At 58.0% G+C, this 4,526-nt stretch carries 1 protein-coding gene; it reads right to left on the reverse strand.

Annotated elements, in window-relative coordinates; translation table 11 throughout:
- Positions 1-4,526 (reverse strand): beta strand repeat-containing protein (locus ACWKV9_RS27635; RefSeq protein ID WP_483839286.1); only part of this gene is annotated, 4,526 nt, incomplete at both ends.

Genomic DNA, 4,526 nt, shown 5'->3' on the forward strand with positions numbered 1-4,526 from the left:
ATCGCGCCGCCGTCATCGATGGTGATTGCGATGTTGCGATTATCAGTCACGTTCGGGTTGTGCGAAGTGCTGTCGAAAGTGATCGACTGGATCGCGGTCTGGTACTGCGCAGCGGTACCACCCTGGAAGACGATGGTTTGACCGGTGATGTTGCCAGCACCGTCTTTGATTAACGTCGAGGTGTATGTCACGCCTGCAGCATCGACCACGGTGAGGAAATCACCTTCGTGGTAGTTGGTCAGAGTAACGGTTGCCGACTTCAGGGTTGTGGTGTCGACGTCGCTCAGGCCGAAATCAGCTGCGATCTTGCCTGGGCCTTTACCTGGCTGAGTCAGATCGCCATTTGCCGCTGTCTCGTTCCAGGTGTTACCGAACTCAGTGCCGTTGCCAGTGTGGGCAATGACCGGTGCGTCGTTCACAGCAACCACGTTGATCGAACCGTTAAGCACAGTGCTCAACGCCGGATCGCGGCCGATGTCCCACGCGCCGCCGCTGTCAGTCACGGTGACGGTTACGCCACGCACGCCTGCGGTCGGGTTGTCGCCTGGGCTTTCGAACTTGATCGAGTCGATCAGGGTTTTGTAGTCAGCCAGGGACGCGGTGCCGTCGATTTTGAAAGTGACGGTGTTGTCGGTGCCGATGACTTTTTCCACGGTCACGCCGCTTGGCGTGGTGCCGGTGAAGGTCAGCACGTCACCCGCCTGCACGTTGGAAATCTTCACTTCCGCGTGCTGCAGGGTGCTGTTGTCCAGGTCGCTGATGTTCAGGCCGGCGACGACGGATTTCGCAGCATCACCTTCGGTGAAGTTGACCGCGGTGCCGTTGACAGTTGGCGCATCGTTTTCCGGGATGATGTTGATCTTCGAGATCACGGTGCTCACGCCGTTGGCGCTGCCGTCGTCGATCGCGATGGTGATCAGGCGCTGGGTGGGATCAGGATTCTGCGACGGTGTGTCGAAGGTGATCGAGCGCAGAACCGCTTGATACTCGGCAGGTGTGCCTGGACCGGTGAGGGTCAGCTTGATCACGCCAGCGGTGTCGTAGTCGTAGCTGACCACGATTTTGCTGTTCGGCGAACCAACGTTCAGCACGTCTTCAGGTTTGGCGTTGGTCAGGGTGACGGTCGCGCTTTTCAGCGTGAGGCTGTCGGCATCGCTCAGCTTGATATCGCCCGCGATCAGGCCTGGGCCTTGGCCCGGACGTGGAGCAACGCCAGCCAGTGGCTCTTCGAGGAAAGTGTTGCCGAAGCTGCCAGTGTCGTTGGGGTTTTCATGGCCGACAACCGGCGCATCGTTCGTTGCAACGACGTTGATCGAGCCGTTCAACACAGTGCTCAACGCTGGATCGCGGCCGATGTCCCATGCGCCGCCGCTGTCGGTGACAGTAACGGTTACGCCACGCACGCCTGCGGTCGGGTTGTCGCCTGGGCTTTCGAACTTGATCGAGTCGATCAGGGTTTTGTAGTCAGCCAGGGACGCGGTGCCGTCGATTTTGAAAGTGACGGTGTTGTCGGTGCCGATGACTTTTTCCACGGTCACGCCGCTTGGCGTGGTGCCGGTGAAGGTCAGCACGTCACCCGCCTGCACGTTGGAAATCTTCACTTCCGCGTGCTGCAGGGTGCTGTTGTCCAGGTCGCTGATGTTCAGGCCGGCGACGACGGATTTCGCAGCATCACCTTCGGTGAAGTTGACCGCGGTGCCGTTGACAGTTGGCGCATCGTTTTCCGGGATGATGTTGATCTTCGAGATCACGGTGCTCACGCCGTTGGCGCTGCCGTCGTCGATCGCGATGGTGATCAGGCGCTGGGTGGGATCAGGATTCTGCGACGGTGTGTCGAAGGTGATCGAGCGCAGAACCGCTTGATACTCGGCAGGTGTGCCTGGACCGGTGAGGGTCAGCTTGATCACGCCAGCGGTGTCGTAGTCGTAGCTGACCACGATTTTGCTGTTCGGCGAACCAACGTTCAGCACGTCTTCAGGTTTGGCGTTGGTCAGGGTGACGGTCGCGCTTTTCAGCGTGAGGCTGTCGGCATCGCTCAGCTTGATATCGCCCGCGATCAGGCCTGGGCCTTGGCCCGGACGTGGAGCAACGCCAGCCAATGGCTCTTCGAGGAAGGTGTTGCCGAAGCTGCCGGTGTTGCCCGCGTTTTCGTGTCCGACGGTTGGGGCGTCATTCTCAGCTATGACGGCAATCTGAGCAGTGTGGGAATCAGGCAGGTTGTTGGTGCCGTGAGTGTCAGCGTCGACTACTGCAATGGTCACACCGCGTGGCGTCACGTTCGGGTTATCGCTGCTGTTGGCGTAGGTGATCGAATTGATCAGCTCTTTATAGCTGTCAATCGAAGCCTTGCCGGTTAGCTCGATAGTGATGGTGCCGTTGCCGTCATTCACCAGCTTGTAGTGAATGCCCAGCGAAGTGTCGCCTTCGTCAGTGCCGGTGTAGAACTTGGAGTTCAGGACGTCTTCGGCGTGCATGCCGGTCAACGTGATTTTTGCGCTGGTCAGATCGCTACCGTCCTGATCGTTGATGACCAGGTTGGTGACGATTGGAGTGGCGGTGCCGTTTTCGGTGTACGAAACGTTGCCGAAGGTGATGGCCGGAGCGTCGTTGACCGCAACCACGGCAATGGCGCCCGTGTGCGAATCAGGCAGGTTGTTGGTGCCGTGAGTGTCCGCATCAACGACCGCGATGGTCACGCCGCGTGGGGTGACGTTCGGGTTGTTGCTGTTGTTCTCGTAGGTGATCGAATTGATCAGCTCTTTGTAGCTGTCAATCGAAGCCTTGCCGGTCAGTTCGATGGTGATGGTGCCATTGCCGTCATTCACCAGCTTGTAATGAATGCCCAGCGAAGTGTCGCCTTCGTCAGTGCCGGTGTAGAACTTGGAGTTCAGGACGTCTTCGGCGTGCATGCCGGTCAACGTGATTTTTGCGCTGGTCAGATCGCTACCGTCCTGATCATTGATGACCAAGTTGGTGACGATTGGCTTTGCAACGCCGTTTTCGGTGTACGAAACGTTGCCGAAGGTGATGACCGGAGCGTCGTTGAGCGCAACCACGGCAATGGCGCCCGTGTGCGAATCAGGCAGGTTGTTCGTGCCGTGAGTGTCCGCATCAACGACCGCGATGGTCACGCCACGTGGGGTGACATTCGGGTTATCGCTGCTGTTGGCGTAGGTGATCGAATTGATCAGCTCTTTATAGCTGTCAATCGAAGCCTTGCCGGTCAGCTCGATAGTGATGGTGCCGTTGCCGTCATTCACCAGCTTGTAGTGAATGCCCAGCGACGTGTCGCCTTCGTCAGTGCCGGTATAGAACTTGGAGTTCAGGACGTCTTCGGCATGCATGCCGGTCAGCGTGATTTTTGCGCTGGTCAGATCGCTACCGTCCTGATCATTGATGACCAGGTTGGTGACGATTGGCTTTGCAACGCCGTTTTCGGTGTACGAAACGTTGCCGAAGGTGATGACCGGCGCATCGTTGACTGGAGTGACGTTGACAGCGGCGCTGACCGGCGCGGAATCGAGCTGGCCGTCATTGACCACGACCGAGATGTTGCGCGGCAGAGTGCTTGGGTTTTCGCTGCTGTTGCCGTAGGTGATCGAGTTGATCAGCGCCTGGTATTCAGCTTTCGTTGCTTCGCCGGTCAAAGTCAGAACGATCTTGCCGTCGACTTCCGAAGAGGTAACTGTGATTTTGCTGTTCGGCGTACCAACAATCAGCGAGTCGCCATTCTGGGCGCCATTCAGCGTGACGGAGCCACCTTTGAGCGTCGCGTTATCCACGTCAGCCAAAGTGACTTTGCCATCCAGCGAAACACCGGTCTGGCCTTCGGTGAACAGAACCGGACCTTCGATAGTTGCAGTTGGAGCGTCGTTGACTGGAGTGACGTTTACAGCAGTACTGACCGGCGCGGAATCGAGCTGGCCGTCATTGACCACGACCGAGATGTTGCGCGGCAGAGTGCTTGGGTTTTCGCTGCTGTTGGCGTAGGTGATCGAGTTGATCAGCGCCTGGTATTCAGCTTTGGTGGCTTCGCCGGTCAGCGTCAGAACGATCTTGCCGTCTACTTCTGAGGTCGAAACAGTAATTTTGCTGTTCGGCGTACCAACAATCAGCGAATCACCATCCTGTGCGCCATTCAAGGTGACCGAGCCACCTTTCAGTGTCGCGTTATCCACGTCAGCCAGCGTGACTTTGCCATCCAGCGAAACGCCAGTCTGGCCTTCGGTGAAGGAAAGCGGGCCTTCGATGGTTGCAGTCGGTGCGTCGTTAACTGGCGTGACGTTTACAGCGGTGCTGACCGGCGCGGAATCGAGTGCGCCGTCATTGACCACTACCGAGATGTTGCGCGGCAGAGTGCTTGGGTTCTCGCTGCTGTTGCCGTAAGTGATCGAGTTGATCAGCGCCTGGTATTCAGCTTTGGTCGCTTCGCCGGTCAGCGTCAGAACGATCTTGCCGTCGACTTCAGCGGTGCTGACAGTGATTTTGTCGTTAGGGGTGCCAACCACAAGGCTGTCGCCGGTTTG

The organism is Pseudomonas corni (assembly GCF_057128765.1).